At 59.3% G+C, this 16,563-nt stretch carries 15 protein-coding genes; 3 read left to right on the top strand and 12 right to left on the bottom strand.

The window, feature by feature from the left end:
* The first annotated feature begins 166 nt into the window (after window positions 1-166).
* A complete protein-coding gene (leuB, locus tag CPJ18_RS20300) occupies window positions 167-1,282 on the top strand; it encodes a 3-isopropylmalate dehydrogenase (RefSeq protein ID WP_103659804.1) in 1,116 nt (371 codons plus the stop codon).
* Here the strand turns inward: leuB and CPJ18_RS20295 are convergent.
* The 4 genes from CPJ18_RS20295 to CPJ18_RS20280 all read right to left on the bottom strand — a co-directional run bounded on the left by CPJ18_RS20295 (window position 1,260) and on the right by CPJ18_RS20280 (window position 5,308).
* Window positions 1,260-2,501, bottom strand: a complete 1,242-nt coding sequence (locus CPJ18_RS20295) for a cytochrome-c peroxidase (protein ID WP_103659803.1) — start codon at window positions 2,499-2,501, stop codon at window positions 1,260-1,262. The genes leuB and CPJ18_RS20295 overlap by 23 nt on opposite strands.
* A 102-nt stretch (window positions 2,502-2,603) precedes the next feature.
* Entirely contained in the window at window positions 2,604-2,984 is a 381-nt protein-coding gene (locus CPJ18_RS20290) for a hypothetical protein (RefSeq protein ID WP_103659802.1), read from the bottom strand.
* 10 nt (window positions 2,985-2,994) lie between these two features.
* Window positions 2,995-3,891 carry a glutathione-dependent disulfide-bond oxidoreductase gene (gene yghU, locus CPJ18_RS20285; protein WP_103659801.1) on the bottom strand — a complete coding sequence of 299 codons (897 nt, stop codon included), beginning with the start codon at window positions 3,889-3,891 and terminating at the stop codon, window positions 2,995-2,997.
* A gap of 103 nt (window positions 3,892-3,994) precedes the next feature.
* Entirely contained in the window at window positions 3,995-5,308 is a 1,314-nt protein-coding gene (locus tag CPJ18_RS20280) for a cobyrinic acid a,c-diamide synthase CobB (protein ID WP_103659938.1), read from the bottom strand.
* Window positions 5,309-5,400: 92 nt separating this feature from the next.
* On the opposite strand from CPJ18_RS20280, the gene CPJ18_RS20275 reads away from it, so the two are divergent.
* Window positions 5,401-6,531, top strand: a complete 1,131-nt coding sequence (locus CPJ18_RS20275; RefSeq protein ID WP_103659800.1) for a cobalt-precorrin-5B (C(1))-methyltransferase — start codon at window positions 5,401-5,403, stop codon at window positions 6,529-6,531.
* On the opposite strand, the gene cobM is transcribed toward CPJ18_RS20275, so the two are convergent.
* From cobM to cbiE, 3 genes are read right to left on the bottom strand one after another with little or no spacing between them, the layout of a single operon-like run.
* Window positions 6,486-7,259 carry a precorrin-4 C(11)-methyltransferase gene (gene cobM / locus CPJ18_RS20270; protein ID WP_103659799.1) on the bottom strand — a complete coding sequence of 258 codons (774 nt, stop codon included), beginning with the start codon at window positions 7,257-7,259 and terminating at the stop codon, window positions 6,486-6,488. The two genes, CPJ18_RS20275 and cobM, sit on opposite strands and share 46 nt — an antisense overlap.
* Window positions 7,256-7,651: a cobalamin biosynthesis protein gene (locus CPJ18_RS20265; RefSeq protein ID WP_103659798.1), complete on the bottom strand. Its 396-nt coding sequence runs from the start codon at window positions 7,649-7,651 to the stop codon at window positions 7,256-7,258. The genes cobM and CPJ18_RS20265 overlap by 4 nt, the downstream gene beginning before the upstream one ends.
* Complete coding sequence (cbiE, locus tag CPJ18_RS20260) at window positions 7,630-8,886, bottom strand: precorrin-6y C5,15-methyltransferase (decarboxylating) subunit CbiE (RefSeq protein ID WP_103659797.1); 1,257 nt, start codon at window positions 8,884-8,886, stop codon at window positions 7,630-7,632. Before cbiE ends, CPJ18_RS20265 begins: the two co-directional genes overlap by 22 nt.
* Here cbiE and CPJ18_RS20255 point away from each other — a divergent pair.
* Window positions 8,885-9,652 (top strand): cobalt-precorrin-6A reductase, encoded by a 768-nt coding sequence (locus CPJ18_RS20255; protein ID WP_103659796.1) that lies wholly within the window; start codon window positions 8,885-8,887, stop codon window positions 9,650-9,652. The two genes, cbiE and CPJ18_RS20255, sit on opposite strands and share 2 nt — an antisense overlap.
* On the opposite strand, the gene CPJ18_RS20250 is transcribed toward CPJ18_RS20255, so the two are convergent.
* From CPJ18_RS20250 to cobN, 5 genes are read right to left on the bottom strand one after another with little or no spacing between them, the layout of a single operon-like run.
* Window positions 9,619-10,380, bottom strand: coding sequence for a precorrin-3B C(17)-methyltransferase (locus CPJ18_RS20250; RefSeq protein ID WP_103659795.1), 762 nt, complete (start codon window positions 10,378-10,380; stop codon window positions 9,619-9,621). The genes CPJ18_RS20255 and CPJ18_RS20250 overlap by 34 nt on opposite strands.
* Window positions 10,377-11,159: a precorrin-2 C(20)-methyltransferase gene (locus CPJ18_RS20245; protein ID WP_103659794.1), complete on the bottom strand. Its 783-nt coding sequence runs from the start codon at window positions 11,157-11,159 to the stop codon at window positions 10,377-10,379. Before CPJ18_RS20245 ends, CPJ18_RS20250 begins: the two co-directional genes overlap by 4 nt.
* Window positions 11,156-11,788, bottom strand: coding sequence for a precorrin-8X methylmutase (locus tag CPJ18_RS20240; protein WP_103659793.1), 633 nt, complete (start codon window positions 11,786-11,788; stop codon window positions 11,156-11,158). The genes CPJ18_RS20245 and CPJ18_RS20240 overlap by 4 nt, the downstream gene beginning before the upstream one ends.
* Window positions 11,785-13,215: a precorrin-3B synthase gene (cobG, locus tag CPJ18_RS20235; protein ID WP_103659792.1), complete on the bottom strand. Its 1,431-nt coding sequence runs from the start codon at window positions 13,213-13,215 to the stop codon at window positions 11,785-11,787. Before cobG ends, CPJ18_RS20240 begins: the two co-directional genes overlap by 4 nt.
* Entirely contained in the window at window positions 13,212-16,562 is a 3,351-nt protein-coding gene (cobN, locus tag CPJ18_RS20230) for a cobaltochelatase subunit CobN (RefSeq protein WP_103659791.1), read from the bottom strand. The genes cobG and cobN overlap by 4 nt, the downstream gene beginning before the upstream one ends.
* Window position 16,563 lies beyond the last annotated feature (1 nt).

Raw genomic sequence — 16,563 nt, 5'->3', positions numbered from 1 at the left:
TTGATCTCCACACGTACCGAATCGTCTCTAGCCTTCCTTGAAATAGGCCATCTCCAAGGCTAAGAAGCCCGCACCCCGCAACGATTGACGTTGCGGGAAAAGGATTTTTGACGCGCCCGTTGCTTAAACCATGCGTGGTTTTGCGACGTGGCCAAGGAGGGTTTTCATGACAGTGCGCACGCTTTTCCTGTTGCCCGGTGACGGCATCGGCCCCGAAGCCATGGCTGAAGTCCGAAAGCTGATCGATTATCTGAACAGCGAAAAGGCCGCAGGCTTCAAGACCGAAGAAGGCCTCGTCGGCGGCAGCGCTTATGATGCGCATGGTGTGGCCATCTCCGACGCTGACATGGAAAAGGCGCTGGCCGCAGACGCCATTCTGTTCGGCGCAGTCGGCGGTCCCAAGTGGGATGGCGTGCCTTACGAGGTGAGACCCGAATCCGGCCTCTTGCGCCTGCGCAAGGACCTGGAACTGTTCGCCAATCTGCGCCCGGCGATCTGCTACCCGGCGCTTGCCGCTGCATCCTCGCTGAAGCAGGAACTGGTCGAAGGCCTCGATATTCTCATCGTTCGTGAATTGACGGGCGGCGTTTATTTCGGTGAACCGAAGCAGATCATCGATCTCGGCAACGGCCAAAAGCGCGGCATCGACACCCAGATTTATGACACGTTCGAAATCGAGCGCATCGCCAGCGTTGCCTTCGAACTGGCACGCACCCGCGATAACCGCGTCTGCTCCATGGAAAAGCGCAACGTCATGAAATCGGGCGTCTTGTGGAACCAGGTCGTCACCGAAACCCATGCGGCGAAATACAAGGATGTGCAGCTTGAGCATATGCTGGCCGATGCCGGTGGCATGCAGCTGGTGCGCAAGCCCAAGCAGTTCGACGTCATCGTCACCGACAACCTGTTCGGCGACATGCTGTCCGACGTTGCTGCCATGCTGACCGGTTCGCTGGGCATGCTTCCTTCCGCTTCGCTCGGCGCACCGGATGCCAAGACCGGCAAACGCAAGGCCATGTATGAGCCTGTGCACGGCTCTGCCCCTGACATTGCGGGCAAGGGCATTGCCAACCCCATCGCCATGATCGCGTCTTTCGCCATGTGCCTGCGTTATTCTTTCAACATGGTGGATGAAGCCAAAAAGCTGGAAACGGCCATTGCCAACGTGCTGGACAAGGGCATCCGCACCGCAGACATCGTCTCGGACGGCAGCCGTCAAGTCAGCACGTCTGAAATGGGCGACGCGGTTTTGGCAGAATTCAAGGCGCTTTTGGCGGCGTAACAGAAACCGGCTGGGCAGGGGGCGTTGCACCTTGCCCGGCATTATTCTCCGACAAGAGATGCTCGTATCGCTTGTCGGTCAGCGTTTTCAAAAACGCGACGATAGCATCCACCCGTTTGTCATCCAGCGCGGGTGCCGAGGTCAGCTCCGTCATGGCGATATTGTCAGCTACCTCCGGCGCATCCCATGCCTGACCCGTTTCCGGGTTGATCTGACGGCTGGGCTTCTTGCTTTTGTATTTCACGTAAAACAGCACGACGGTGCGCAAATCCTTGAACACGCCATTGTGCATATAAGGCCCGGTGACAGCGACATTGCGCAGGGTCGGCACCTTGAACTTGCCGCGCTGGGCCGGATCGCCCGCAACGGCGGGGTTCTGTGCCAGCCCAAGATCGACCGCATCAGGCTTCGACCCATTCGCCGCCCTGACCGCCTTGTTGGCGGGAACGCCGATGTTGAAATATTTGTGGTTTGTGAAAATGCCATCGGACAGCCCATTCGGCCCCCTGATCTCATGACACGTATTGCAGTTGGTGAACTGCGTCGAAGAGATCAGCACCCGGCCAAGCTCTTCCTGATCCGTCAGCTTTTCCTCACCACGCAGGAAGCGATCATATTTCGAATCGAAAGTCGAAAACTCGTCGGAACGCTCGAAAGCGGCCAGCGCCTTTGTCATTGCTGCAAAGGCGGCATCGTCGCTTTTAAAGACATCGCCACCGAATTGCGTGCCGAAAGCTGCTGCATAATCCGGGTTTTCCTTCAGCCGCTTTGCGACTGTGGCTTTGTCCGGCATGCCCATTTCAATTGGGTTTAATGGAGGACCAGCGGCCTGATCTTCCAGAGACGATGCGCGCCCATCCCAGAACTGACCGCCGACATATTCGCCCGCCGCGTTTTTGCCGAAAGGAGGAGAGAATTTCGCATAGGCAGCACTTGGCGCATTGCGGTCACCCAGCGAACCGCCGTCGTCTCCCACGGACACATCATGCCCGACCCTGTCGCTACCGCGTGCATCGGTAAAGCCCACCGCCTCCATGTGGCAGGTGGAGCAGGACATGGTGCGGTTCATGGACAGATTGTTATCGTGGAAGAGGGCAGCACCCAGCTTTTCCAGCGTGGCGTAATCCTCACCGCTATGCGCAGCGTCGCCAGTCCCGATACCCGCAGGCAGCAGGAGACACGCACTTGCAGTAATGACGCAGATGATATGCCTGATCATGGCAGATGCCGAAATCGATGAAACTGGGGTGCTCTATAGCACTTCAATTCCGCGAAGCACAGAAACTTTCTCCGTCCGCTCCACTTTGCCGCAGCGGATGGTTCAGTCGATCTGGAAATAATTCTCGAAGGATTCCGGAAAGTTCTGCCGTGCCACCCGTTCATCGATAACGAGCATGGATTGGTAGGATAGCGGATCGAAATCCTTGTCCGCAGGCAGCACCTCACGACCGAACAACAGGCTGAGACGGGCCGCATCGAGGTTTCCACGCTCGAACGGCTGGTTGCCGAACTGGTGCCACAGCGCATGCAGGAAGGCTGCATCCACCTTGTGTTCCGCCGAGTCATTCCGTGCACGGCGGGGAATGTGTTTGACGGGCGTCACGCCGCGCGGATTTGCGCGGCGTATGGTGAACTGTATGCCCGTGCTCGGCATGCCGGATGGAAAGCCGCGGTGTTTTGTCATTTCAGGCAGCTTTGCCATGTTGTTTTCCTTATGCTTTGCCGATTTTGTCCTGTGTCTTCGTGTCGAAGTCGGACGCATCGTGGCGTTCGTGCAATTGTTCCGAAGGATCACCATTGACCTTATTGACCATGCGACCCCGCTTTACCGCTGGACGTTCCGCAATCTCGGCCGCCCACCGCTGAAGGTTCTTATAGCTTTTCACATCCAAAAAGACATCCGCCTTCGGATAGGATTGTCCACGCGCAAGATTGCCATACCATGGCCAGACGGCGATATCCGCAATCGAATATTCCGAACCGGCCAGATACTCGTTGTCTGCCAGATGGCGGTCCAGCACGTCAAGCTGTCGCTTGGCTTCCATGGCAAAACGGTCGATGGCATATTTGATGTGAACAGGCGCATAAGCGTAAAAATGGCCAAAGCCACCGCCGAGATACGGTCCGGATGCCATCTGCCAGAACAGCCAGTTGATCGCCTCCGTGCGGCCCTTATGATCTTTAGGCAGAAACGCACCAAACTTTTCTGCGAGATAAAGCAGGATCGAGCCACTTTCGAACACACGCGTCGGCTCAGGAGTGGAATGGTCCACCAGTGCCGGGATTTTCGAATTCGGATTGGCCTTGACGAAATCGGAGCCAAACTGGTCGCCATCGCCGATACGGATCAGCCAGGCATCATATTCCGCACCTTTATGTCCTGCCGCCAGGAGTTCTTCCAGCATGATGCCGACCTTCTGGCCGTTGGGCGTCGCCAGCGAATAAAGCTGCAGCGGATGTTTGCCGACGGGCAATTCCTTATCGTGCGTAGGACCTGCAATCGGGCGGTTGATATTGGCGAACTGACCGCCATTGCCCTTTTCCCATTCCCAGACGTCGGCTGGTTCGTAACCGGCGGGAAAATTATTTTCGGGGGATTTCTCGGTCATGAAAATCTGTCCTTTTTGAATGGATCAAGCGCCAGCGTCAGCACCCGTACACCAATATAGGAAGACAGCAAAATTCCTCCACCGCAACATCGATGAGAAAAACTTAACCTTTGGCAATCGCGTGAAAAAACGTGCCCGTAACAAAGCCGCGCCTACCACCAGATGGCCCCAGCGGCTTGCCCGGCCCATCGGCAATCTGTGCGAAGGGGTCATCACGGCCGGAATCGATCACTCGGGCATAGTGGAACTCGTGCCCACGGAGAACGTCACCTGCCTGTCCTAACAGACCATCGGCGGCGATTGTTGCCTGCCGATAACCAAGGTTCATCTTGCGCTTTGCGAAGCTCGTGGCATGCGACAGAAGGCCGGTCATCGCATGCGTAACCCCATCTGCATCTTCCAATGCTTCACCCAGCACCATATAGCCCCCGCATTCGCCATGGACAGGCTTCGTTTGAGAAAAGCGCGCCACACCCGTCTTGAACGTATCTGCAACAGCAAGTTGCCCTGCATAAAGCTCCGGATACCCGCCCGGCAACCAGCAAACATCGCAAGACGCATCCGGTGCTTCATCGGCCAGCGGCGAGAAGGGAACGATCTCCGCACCGGCTTCACGCCAATGGCGCTGGAGATGCGGATAGAGAAAGGTAAAGGCGGCATCCTGTGCCAGCGCAATACGCTGGCCGGGTGGCGCAATCGCCGCGTCCGTAGAGCCCTGCGGCAGATCGACCGGACGGGCGAGCGCAAAAAGTGCATCAAGATCGATGGAGTTTTCCATCGCATCGGCGAGACGTTCGATATGCGCGTCGATTTCCGGGTGCTCGCTGGCTTGCACCAGCCCTAGATGCCGTTCCGGCAACACCAGAGACGGATCACGCATCACGCAACCGGCAACCGGCAGACCAATTTTTTCGATAGCTTCCGAGCAAAGGGTTCGGTGCCGTTCGCTACCCGCGCGGTTCAGGACTACAGCAGACATTCTGACCGCAGGATCGTAGTGGGCAAAACCATGGGCGACAGCCGCCGCCGTCTGCGATTGGCCAGAGATATCCAGTACCAGCAGCACCGGTATGCCGAACAGCCGCGCCAGATCGGCCGCCGACCCTGTGCGATTGTCAGGCACTACGATGCCATCAAACAGGCCCATAGCACTTTCGATCAACACCAGCTCTGCATCTTCAGCCTGCTGCGCAAACAGGTGCCGCAGCAAATCGGGCTGCATGGCCCAGCTATCTAGATTGAGCCCAGGCGTTCCCGCTGCGAAGGCGTGGAAACCCGGATCGATATAGTCAGGCCCGGTCTTGATACCACGCACTTTGACGCCGCGCCGTGCAAAGGCGCGCAGAAGCCCGATGGTAACGCTGGTCTTGCCCGAACCGGAACGCGGCGCACCGATGATGATTGCGCGTGCCGTCATGGCGTGGCTTCTTTCAAAATAAGCGGTCTCGACATTCACCCTGCCTGTTGTTTCCCGATGACGGACAAACCCGTAACCGCTATAGAAACACGATGGAAACGGATGGAAAAAATCTGCGTCGCGGCTGGACGACCGGCGCTTGCGCGACGGCGGCAACGAAAGCTGCCTGCACCGCGTTGCTGACCGGCGATTTTCCATACCTTGTCGAGATCGAACTTCCAAGCGGCAAGCGAGTCGGTTTTTCGCTGGCCACCAGCCATCGGGGTGATGGTTTTGCCAAGGCGGGCGTCATCAAGGATGCGGGCGACGACCCTGACGTGACCCACGGTGCACTGGTAGAAAGCACCGTGCGCCCCGGAAAACCCGGCACGGGCATCACCTTCAAGGCGGGCAGCGGTGTCGGCACCGTCACCCGTCCCGGCCTGCCATTGGTCGTTGGCGAACCCGCCATCAACCCCGTACCGCGCAAGATGATCGAGAAGGCCATCCACGAAGTCGCTGGCGAAAATGCCGATTTCGAAGTGGAAATTTCCGTTGAAAACGGTGAGAAAATCGCCGAAAAAACGCTGAACGGCAGGCTTGGCATCCTCGGCGGCATTTCCATTCTCGGCACCACGGGCATCGTCATTCCGTTTTCATGCTCCTCTTGGATTCACTCCATCTGGCGTGGCATCGATGTGGCCCGGGCAGAAGGGCTGACCCATATTCTCGGCGCGACCGGCAATGCCTCGGAAAAAGCCGGGCAAGCTTTGCACGGTCTACCGGAAACCGCCCTGATCGACATGGGCGATTTCATCGGCGGCATGTTGAAATATCTCCGAACGCATCCCGTGGAGAAACTCACCATCGCCGGTGGCGTCGCCAAGATGACCAAGCTCGCGCAAGGCATGCTCGACGTTCATTCCAAGCGTGGCCTAGCGGATCTCGATGCGTTGGCGAAACTGGCGACGGAGGCGGGTGGTGACGAGACGTTAGCGGATACCATCCGTCACGCCAACACGGTGGCGCATGCCTTCACCATGGCGGGCAGCGCGGGTATAGACCTTGGCAATGTCGTGGCCGAAAAAGCCTGGCAAACGGCGGCCGACGCTCTCAATGTGCCGGAAACGGTGCTCGAGATTCTGGTGTTCGATAGGGATGGGGCCTTGAAAGGGCGCTTCGGCTTTGCGCCATCCCATCACGTCTCGGCTTTCCCTTCCGGTGAGCGGAACCGGCGCACATAATCCGTGCTGTAAAGTGCGCTCTCTCGAAAATCCTCTGACGCCAAGCCTTTGCCGACGAAGATCAACGCCGTGCGCTCCACCGGCTCTTCTGCAAGCTTGGCTTCGATATTACCAAGTGTGCCTCTGATGACCCGTTCTTCCGGCCATGAGGCCCGCACCACGATGGCGACCGGGCAATCGGTACCATAGAGCGGCGTCAGGTCTTCGACCACTTTGGCGATGGCGTGAATGGCCAGATGAATGGCAAGCGTCGCGCCTGTCGCCCCGAATGCCTTCAAGGTTTCCGTCTCCGGCATTTTGGAGGCACGGCCCGAGATGCGGGTGAGCACGAGGCTCTGCGCCACCTCCGGCACTGTCAACTCTCGCCGCAACGTAGCGGCGGCTGCGGCAAAAGACGGTACACCTGGTGTAACAGTATAATCCAGCCCCAGACGCTCCAGACGGCGAATTTGCTCGCCCATGGCGCTCCAGACGGAGAGGTCGCCGGAATGCAGCCGCGCCACATCCTTGCCCTCACGCGCCGCAGCGACATATTCCGCCTCGATATCATCCAGCGAAAGCGCTGCCGTATCGACGATGCGCGCACCATCAGGGCAATACTCCAGCAAAGCTTTCGGCACGAGCGAGCCTGCATAGAGGCAGACCGGGCAGGCGGCGATGAGATCGCGCCCACGCACCGTAATAAGATCTGCTGCACCAGGACCGGCACCAATAAAATGAACCGTCATTCGTTGTCTCCTAAAGTGGCAAGCGCCACCGTCATATCGCCGATCACCATTCGCGGCGCAATCAGCCTTGATCGTGGTCCCAACGCCGCCAAAGCCGATGCTTCGCTGAGACTGGGGGAGCCGGAATGTTTGAGGCTGGTTGCCGATTGCGTGATCGTGCGGGCACCGGCCTGTTCGAAATCCGCCTGCGCCACCACGACGAACGCCATACCAAGCCGTGTCGCGGCTTCCATCAATCCCGGTTCGTCGGCCTTGATCGGTGCCGTTGCGATGAAATCGATCTTTACACCATGCGCCTTTGACGCCTCATCTAAAGCAGCAATGATTGCCTCTGCACTGGTTCCCTTGCGACACCCGATCCCCGCCACAATCACGGCTTGACCCAAGCCCATTGCGTGACCGGCATGGCCGGACGCCAGCCCTGCATGGAACCAACAGACGAGGCGCGCGCAACCTCGAGCCGGATCAGCGAACCGCCCAGCCGCGCCTGCGCAGCCAGCAACATCGCCTCCATCTCCAACGTCACCGCATTGGCCACCAGACGACCGCCGGGTTTCAACGCCGCAATTGCGCCATCCAGCACGCCATCTTCGCTGCCACCGCCGCCAATAAAGATGGCGTGTGGCACCGGCAGACCTTCGAACGCCTCCGGTGCCGTACCGATCACGATTTCCAGCCCCGGCACGCCGAAAGCTTCCGCGTTGCGCATGGCCCGCTCGGCCCGCTCCGGGTGCTGCTCGATACCGATAGCGCGCAATGACGGATGCGCCAGCATCCACTCGATGCCGATGGAGCCCGAACCCGCACCAATATCCCAAAGCAATTCGCCATGACGGGGGCCGAGCGATGACAGCGTGACCGCCCGAATCTCACGCTTGGTCATCTGGCCATCATGCTCGAACAGCGCATCATCCAGCCCTTGCGAATAGGGGATGATACGCGCCTTTTCATCCGCAACGACATTGATGGCAACGACATTCAGCGGATCGACATCGCTCAAGGAAAACTTGGCAGCCTTGCCAGCCCGGACTTTCTCACGGGGACCACCAAGAGCTTCCAGCAGACTAAAATTGGAAGCACCAAAGCCAGCCTCCGAAACAAGCGCTGCCAAAAGGGCAGGGGCTTTCTCATCCGATGTCAGAACGATGAGTTTCGCACCGGCATGCAGATGCGGGCGGATGAGATCGATGGAGCGACCGTGCAGCGACACACATTCTACATCTTGCAACGCCCAGCCGAGTCTTGAAGCGGCCAGCGAAAACGCCGATGGGGCAGGGTAGGATACGGTCTCCTCTGCAGAGACCTGACGCAGCAGCGTCACGCCGACACCGAAAAAAAATGGATCGCCAGACGCCAGCACACAAACCTCGCGTCCGCGCAACGCGACGACATCCGCCATCTCCACATCGAACGGGACTGGCCATGGCCGGGCTTCGCCTTTGATGGCATCCGCCACCAGCGCCAAATGTCGTTTGCCGCCAAACACGAATTCGGCCGTTTCAATCGCCCGGTGCGCATCCTTACCCAGTCCGGCAAGCCCGTTCTCGCCAATGCCGACAATGGAAAGCCATGGGGCACTCGCCTTTTCAGTGGATGCGCTGTCGATTCCGGCATATTCAGAGGCCATGACACGCTCCATACTCATTCTTGGCGGCACGGCGGATGCCCGTATTCTGGCTGGAAAACTGGCGGAAGACTCCGGCTACCGGCTGCTTCTGTCTATGGCCGGCCGTACCCGTGATCCTGTTCAGCAACCGGTGCCGATGCGCACCGGCGGATTTGGCGGTGCAAAAGGACTGGCCGACTTCATCACGGAAAATCGGTTCGATCTTCTGGTGGATGCGACCCACCCTTACGCGGCGCGCATCTCTGCAAACGCCGTTGAGGCCGCAAAACTGGCCGATATTCCACTTGTCACTCTGGAGCGCCCGGCGTGGGAGAGACAGTCCAGCGATGATTGGCAAAGCGTGGCCGATGTGGAAAGCGCTGTCGCTGCTCTTGGAAACACGAGCACCAAGGCTTTCCTCGCGCTCGGTCGTCAGGAACTGCTGCCCTTCGAGGCCGCACCGCAGCACCATTATCTCATCCGCAGCGTCGATCCGGTCGAGCCGCCTCTGACGGTGCCGCATGCCCGTTACCTGACGGCGCGCGGGCCCTTCGCGCTGGCTGATGAAATCGACCTGCTGCGTGAAAATCACATTGCGTTCATCGTCTCCAAAAACTCCGGCGGCACGGCGGCCTACGCGAAGATTGAAGCGGCGCGCCGTCTGGGAATAAGGGTGTTGATGATCGAGCGTCCGATGCGGGCAAATATCGAGACGGTCCCGAACATCGATACTGCCTTGGCCGCCATCCGCCATCAGCTTTCCCTTTTGGACGAACGTGGTGAATAGACAATAGGCTGCTGGCCACTGCGTTCGATCAACCGTGTTTCCACCGAACCAACAATGATGCAGGTGGCCATATCGGCCATATCGCTTGCCGCATCAGACAGCGGCACGACGCGCATACGCTCATCCGCCCGCCCGGCAGCGCGCCCGAAAATCACCGGCACCGACCCGGGCAGATGCGCGCGCAGCACATCGAAAGCCGTTGCCAATTGGTGGGGACGTGCCTTGCTGACAGGGTTGTAAAACGCCATCACGAAACCGGCTTGCGCTGCCGCAACCAGCCGCTTTTCGATCAGCGACCAGGGTTTCAGATTATCCGATAGCGAAATGGCACAAAAATCGTGCCCCAGCGGCGCACCGGCTCTCGCCGCCACCGCCAGCATGGCCGTCACACCCGGCACGACCGAAAAATCAATATTCCGCCACTCCGCGGGACCATTTTCGATGGCTTCGCACACGGCGGCAGCCATGGCGAAAACACCGGGATCACCACCCGACACGACGCAAACCTTGCCCCCCGCAGCCGCAATCGTCAGCGCCGCCTCGGCGCGGGAAAGTTCCTCGCGATTATCAGAGGCGTGGCGACGTTGATGTGGCTCCAGCGAAAGCCGGTCGAGATAGGGAATATAGCCGAAGAAATCGTCTGCCTCACGCACGGCATCCAGCGCTTCCGGCGTAATCTGACCCAGATTGCCCGGGCCAAGGCCAACGACGGTGAGACGACCACTCATATGGTCTCTCCACCCGCAGGTCTGTCTTTCCAGCCCGGTACCAGCACCAGAGAGAAGTAGGGCGCGGGCGAACCGTCGTGCTCCACCAGTCGCATGGCATGACCGTTTTCCATCGTGCCGCGCTCGACATACAGAGCGCTTTGCAGCTTGCCCGCGCGTTCCAGCGCACGGCGGATTTTTGGAAGGTTGCGCCCAACCTTCATGATAACAGCACCATCCGTACCGGACAGCCGCTCCGTCAACGTCTCTTCGCCAAGTGTTCCGGGCAGCACGCTCAAGATGTCATCGCCCTGCACCAGCGGAAGGCCCGTCATGGACCAGCAGCCGGACATGGCTGTGATGCCCGCCACGACTTCTGCCGGATAGGACGGCGCAAGTCGCAAATGCAAGTGCATATAGGAGCCGTAAAACAACGGATCGCCTTCGGAGAGCACTGCGACGTTGCGTCCGGCATCCAGATGAACGGCAATATCTCTCGCAGACTGATCGAAAAAGCCAGCAATGGCTCCGCGGTAATCGTCGCCGTTCTTGTCGCTCTCAACCGTCACCGGGTAAACCAATGGCATTTCCAGCGTGCCGGGGCGGATGAAGCTTTCAACGATGCCGCGCCCATTGCCCTTGCTACCTCTCTTGCAAAAAAAGGCGACAACATCGGCATTCTCGATGGCGCGAACGGCCTTCAGCGTCAAAAGCTCGGGATCACCAGGACCTGTGCCGACACCAATCAGCTTGCCTTTCAATACCGTCTGTGGCGCAGGATCGAACAGTGCGGCGCTCATAGGCCAGGCCTCGCCACGGCATTGACCGCTGCTGCCGTCATGGCAGAGCCGCCGAGGCGGCCCTTGACGATCGCATAGGGAATGCGCAGCCCACTTTCCTCAAGCGCATCCTTTGATTCCATCGCACCCACGAAACCAACCGGCATGCCGATGATGGCGGCGGGGCGGGGCGCACCACGTTCCAGCATTTCCAAGAGATAAAACAGCGCGGTCGGTGCATTGCCGATGGCCACCAGCGCGCCATCCAGTTTATCGCCCCAAAGATCGAGTGCTGCGGCAGAACGGGTGTTGCCGATGGCCTTTGCCAGTTCAGGGGTTTGTGGATAGCGCAGCGTGCAAATCACCTCGTTGCGGGCGGGAAGGCGAGCACGCGTCACGCCATGCGCCACCATTTCGGCGTCGCAAAGAATGGGCTTGCCCGCTTCCAGCGCGCCGCGCGCAGCAGTCACGAAATCGGGCGAGAAGCGAAAATGCTGTGCCGCCTCCACCTGTCCGCAGGCGTGGATCATGCGGATGGCGATTTCGGCCTGGTCCGGCGTAAAGGCAGACAGATCAGCCTCTTCTCGCACCATCGCAAAGGAGCGCTCGTAAATCGCGTTACCATCGCGAATATAGTCGTATTCAGTCATCGATTATCCTGTCGGAGCGCCGCGACGATCTTTTGCCTGCCAAGACGGGCAAGCAGCGCGCGGGCATTTTCTCCGGGCTTATGTTCTTTTTCATACAAACGGGCAAGTCGCGAAAGTGCCGCCTTCTGCTCCGTGAAGGGCAAAATAACATCTGGAGCGTCTGAAACACGGCCCGAATAGCGAAACGCCAGCCCATCGGAAGAGCCTGAGAAAGCAAGCGGTGCCGATGTGGGATGGGCGCAGCCCTTGCCGCAGCCGGAAAGATGCAGCGTGAGTGACCCGTCCAGGAGGGCCGCACAGTCCGCCGCCGCGTGTTCAGCCAGTTGTCTTGTGGAAATGAAAGCCGAAGCGCAGGCCGGTTCCCCGGCGCAAACTGCAATGGCAGAACGCGGATCACGAGCATTCGTCACAAAACTAGCATCACGCGCATGGGTGAGAAGCGTCTGGCAAGCCTCTTTGTCTCCAATAAAATACAGAGCATGGCCGGGGCCGGGTCTTACATATTTTATCTCCAGCATGGATGCATGTCGGCAAAGAGCAGACAGCGTATCAGCTGGGATTTGACCGTAGGCAGGTGCCAACGCGGCGGCAAACTGCCAACAGGAAAGACTCATTAATCCGTAGGGATGCGCTTCGCCATGAGTCGGGAGGGTCAGGCTTTCCGCCTTCTCCCTGCCGGAGAGAAGGTCGCGGCAGGGGGATGAGGGGCTCAGGTCTTGACCTGTTTCATTGCTATCAACCAACCGTTCCGCACAAACCGCCCGCACCGTTTCAATGTCCAGATCGCGACCGCGCGCGTCGGAACCCCGTTCAACAAGGCAATTCAGGAGATCGATGACCACATCTGCGGCATGTTCCGTTCGCAGCATACCGGCACGCAATGACGTTTTTTCTGCACCACTCAACATCAATTGCCACAGTACGTCATCATTGATCCGAACCGCCTTCAGCCTGACATCTGCCAGCAGATCGACCATGCTCACATGGCCGCCGCCATCAATGATGACAGACATTTTCGCGGCCAGTCGTTCAGACAGTTTGAACGTATCCGCGCGCTCCGATATCCGGCTCATAATCGCACGCGGATCAGCGATGGCCGCCTCATCGATGCCTGCAAGAGGTGAAATTTCTACCGCCAAGCCTTGTCGCAACGGCAGACTAAGAGTCAAAATATCCTGTTCAAGGGCCACAGCACTCTCAGCGGTCAACCCGCGAAATTGCAAACCGCCACGCGCGGTGATGTCGATCAAACCGTTGCCATGCCGGATGGCGAGGGCAGATAGCGCATCCAGATCATCGGGCGAAATATGATCCGTGAAGGCAATGCGGGACAAAAGTCCATCTCCCGTCTGCATCGGAGCAGACAAGGCCGGGCAAACGCCGCGACGGGTAAAAGGCTGAACGTCGACACGGCTGGTGGCGCTCATGCGTTCGCCCTCGCCTGTCTTGGAGCAATCAACATCTCCAGTTCCGCATCCACGGCATTGCGACGGCTGTGCCAAAGGCCGCGATGACGGGCGGAGAGAAACCGTTGGGCCATAACCTCTGCCGCCTGCGGGTTTTCCCGTAGAATGAAATCGCGCACCTCTTCATTGCCCAAATATGCGTCGTAGAGCGCCTCGATCAGAGAGGACGATACGGCATGGGTGGTTTCGGCAAAGCCGATCAGCCGGTCCACCGTCTCGGCAAATTCCGCCGCACCGCGTGGCCCATGCCGCATCTGCCCGGCGATAAAGCGCGGATTGATCGCCCGGGCGCGCACGACGCGAGTGATTGCCTGAGCGATAGAACGGGCACGCGGGCGGGCGGGATCGGTCGTGTCCAATGCCACCACGTCAGCCGATTGACCAAGCGCCGCCTTGGCCGCCGCGAAGCCTCCGATGAAGGCAACGTCAGAGGAGCCATCAAGAAGGTCGCGTCCCGGATCATCGCCGGTGTGGACCAGCAGGTCGGCTTTTTCCACCTGGCTTGCAAAGCCTGTATCAACAAAAACGCCAAGCCCATCCGCGCCACCGAAAGCATGACTTGCCGCGTCCAAATAGGTCTGCCCAAGCTCCTCGCGCTCATCCCAGCGCCCGCTGGCCAGCTTTTCCTCAATGCCAGCACCATAGGTGCCGGGTGCGGAGCCGAAAATGCGGGCCGGGATATGGCCGAGGCTTGCAGCTTCTTCCCCCAGTGGATTGTCACCGGCGGCTTCCTCACGCCGGGCGATCGCCTTTGCCGCAGCATCGAGCAGGGCGATCAGCGCCGGGAACATATCTCGAAACAGGCCAGAAATACGGAATGTCACATCGACACGGGGCCGTCCCAGCGCCGCAGGTGGCAGCACTTCGATGCCGGTTACACGGCCCGTAGCCGGATCATAGATCGGCCTTGCCCCCATCAGATGAAGCGCCTGCCCCACATCCTCGCCGCCATTGCGCAACGAGGCCGAGCCCCAGAGATCGAACACCAGATGTTTTGGCCAATCGCCATGGCTTTGCAAATAATGCCGCAAGACCTCTTCGCCTGCCATGCGGCCAAGCTCGAAAGCGGTCGGCGTCGGCATGGTGCGCGGATCTGCGGCGTAAAGATTGCGCCCAGTGGGCAAAACATCAAGTCGCCCGCGAGCCGGTGCACCGGAAGGCCCGGGAGGGATATGCCGACCATCGAGTGCTGCAAGCAGTGCCGACTTTTCCGCCACTGCACTTTGTACTCTCAGTGGATCGACCTCATCATCTGCGCAGCGGCCGAACACATGCTGACCGTCCTTGATGGCGAAATCCTTGAGATCGCAGAGAAAGGCATCGATGCGTGACAGTGCCGTATCGGCATCGTCCCGCAAGCCAATTCCCGCATCTGCCGCCAGTCCGGTCTCCTGCGCCTTCTCCACGATAAGCTTTGCCAACCGGTCGCGGCGACGACGGTCCAGCCCATCCGCCTGCGCATATTCATCGACAAGCTGCTCCAGCGCCATTTGCTCTGGCGACAGACCGGCATCCACCAGCACGGGGGGAATGTGACCAATGGTGACGGCGGCAATGCGTCGCTTGGCAACCGCTGCTTCACCTGGATTGGACACGATGAACGGATAGATCACAGGCAACGGCCCTGTGACGATTTCCGGGAAGCAGGCCTGTGATAACGCCACAGTCTTGCCGGGCAACCATTCCAGCGTGCCATGTGCACCGACATGAATGATGGCATGCGCATCCACGCCATGCCGCATCCAAGCACCGAAAGCGACCAAGGCGTGCCGTGGAGGTAAAGCCGGGTCATGGTAATCCACGCGCCGATCTTCGTTGCGACCGCGATCAGGTGCCAGTGCGACGGTTACCGCGCCGAAACGCGCGGCGCGGAAGCGGAAGGCTCCATCTTCAATGGCATCGTCGTCAGCGGCATTCCCCCAGGTGCTCTCCAACGCCTGATTGGCGGAAGGCGGGAGGGTAGCGCAGAATACCGAATATTCGGCGAAACCGAAACCAACGGTTTCGTTCTCTATGCGGTTGAGCAACCCACGTGCCGTCTCGGGAATGTCGTCTACCGCATATCCAGCATCGCGCAGATCATGCAGCATTTCTAGTACGCTTTGCGGTACATCCAGACCCACGGCATAACCGGTTCGGCCGGGTGCCGCGCCCGGATAATCCGGCATGAGAATGACAAGGCGTCGTTGAGATGGTGCCGCAGTCTTCAGCCGAAAAAAGGCCGCCACGCGGTCTGCAACCTGCTCGACGCGGTCAGGCTCCGGCATATTGACCAGGCCCCGCCCTCCATTCGGATCAGGCTGCTTGAACGAAATGACCCCGGCCAGTATTCTGCCATCCAGCTCCGGCAGCACCACATGCATGGCAAGATCAGACGGATTGATCCCGCGCATGTTTTCCGTCCAACCATCACGCCGGGTCGTGGCCATGATCACTTGAAACGTTGCCACATCCAGCCGCTCGAACAGGGTTTTGCCGCTCTCATCCGTCTGGCTGGCAAAGGCGGTTGCCGCGATGATCGCCGCCGGTTTCAAATGCGCAAGTGTCTCTTCCAGAAACCGGATCGCGTCCTGATCTTTCAAGCCGCTGACGAAAATCGGCAGCGGTGCAAAGCCTTTCGCGTGTAAAGCACCAAACAGCGCATCGATGGGTGCCACATCTGCGGCCAGCAACATGGAACGATAAAACAGGATGGGCAGGATAGGGGCATTTTGCGGAAATTCGCGGAGCGCCTGGACGAGATCGACAAATCCCTCTCCGGGTCGATAGAAACCGGCTTTCGGCAGCGGTTCCGCCACGATATCCGGCCATGCATCGCCGCGTGCAACTGCAGCCAGCCCAGCCGCCACACGGCTCATATTATCTGAACCACCCGCGCGGAAAAACGAAAGGATGGCGTTGAGCGTTTCAAGATCGACGGTGGACGCCACCTCCAATTTTTCGTCCCGCTCGCTGCATTCACCGGGCAACAACACCAGCTTGATCCCGCGATGGCGGGCCATCCTCGATAGCTGATCCACCCCATAACGCCAACGGTCAGCGCCGCCGAGAATCCGGATAAGGATCAGTTTGGCATGTTCGGCCGTCTTCTCGATCCACAGATCGACCGACATGGGGTGGCGAAGCTCGGAAAGATTGGCGGATACGAGCGAGACAGAACCATCGCCAGCTTGCGCCCATCCACGTTCCAACCCCGCAAGATCGCTGGCGGAAAAGGACATCACCACCACATCTGCCCGTGGCTGGTTGAGATCAACCGGCTCGATCAGGTCGTCCAGAGACGAGGATGTGGTGGCGAGGATGTGCATG

Origin of the sequence: Agrobacterium rosae (genome assembly GCF_002915175.1) — a bacterium.
Classification (GTDB): domain Bacteria; phylum Pseudomonadota; class Alphaproteobacteria; order Rhizobiales; family Rhizobiaceae; genus Agrobacterium; species Agrobacterium rosae.
This window is presented reverse-complemented; position numbering and strand designations above follow the sequence as displayed.